Here is a 1022-nt window from a genome sequence, read left to right on the forward strand (position 1 = left end):
CGCTGCTTGAGGGCCTTGTTATAAGAGGGCCAGTTGGTGATTTTAAAATTTTGTTTTGCCATGGAGACCTGATTTTGAAACAACTGTGGTGATCTGCTCCGATGATTACCCAAAAGTTCTATTTATTCAACAAAGCCCATTACGGCAACAATATCGGCCTGTTTGTAGACGATGGCGCAGTAAGCGCCGGAAATAATCATCAGCCCGTTGCCGCCGAGAAAACTGATAAAGCTGGCGCTGACGGCGATGCGGCCGCTGCTTGCCAGGCGTGTCCAGTTGGTGGCCTGCGTTGCACCACTGGCGAAGGTGCCGAACACCATGGTGATAGCGGCGAAAAAGCTCATGGTTTGGTCTGGTACCATTTTCGCCAGTCCTTGCCAGCCGCCGACGTCATGTGTGGCAATCCACATGGAGAGAATCAGCATCACAAACATCAGTGGTACCGAGATGCGTGACAGCGCATCCAGCCCTTTGTAGCCGACGATGGCGGTAAGGCATAAGCAGAGGCCCAACAGCACCATCAATAGCGATGTTACGCTCTTTGGCAGCGCCAGCAGCTTGACCAGCGCAATCGCTACGGTGGCGGTTCCCCAGGCATACCAACCCAGTTCGGCAAAACAGAGCAGAAAATCAGAGAGTTTGCTGCCATGTTCTCCGAAGCAAAAACGGCACATCAGCACCGAGTTCAGGCTGCTGCGCGCGGCGATCAGTGCCAGTGCGGCAGCATAAGTGGCCAGCAAGACATTACCGATAATTGCCACCCACAGCATATCGACGATATTGAATGCGACGCAGATTTTTCCGCCAGCAAACATGGTGCCGGTAAAAAAGGTAAAGCTGAACAACACCATGGAGAGGCTTTGTTGAATAAATAGAACTTTTGGGGGCTTTGTTGAATAAATAGAACTTTTGGGTAATCATCGGAGCAGATCACCACAGTTGTTTCAAAATCAGGTCTCCATGGCAAAACAAAATTTTAAAATCACCAACTGGCCCTCTTATAACAAGGCCCTCAAGCAGCG

At 50.6% G+C, this 1022-nt stretch carries 1 pseudogene; it reads right to left on the reverse strand.

Going from position 1 to position 1022, the window contains the following annotated elements:
- Window positions 1–140 precede the first annotated feature (140 nt).
- Window positions 141–860: pseudogene (codB, locus tag QZ506_RS17840) on the reverse strand (cytosine permease); the annotation flags it as partial.
- Window positions 861–1022: the final 162 nt, after the last annotated feature.

The organism is Candidatus Symbiopectobacterium sp. (assembly GCF_020054415.1).
Taxonomy (GTDB): domain Bacteria; phylum Pseudomonadota; class Gammaproteobacteria; order Enterobacterales; family Enterobacteriaceae; genus Symbiopectobacterium.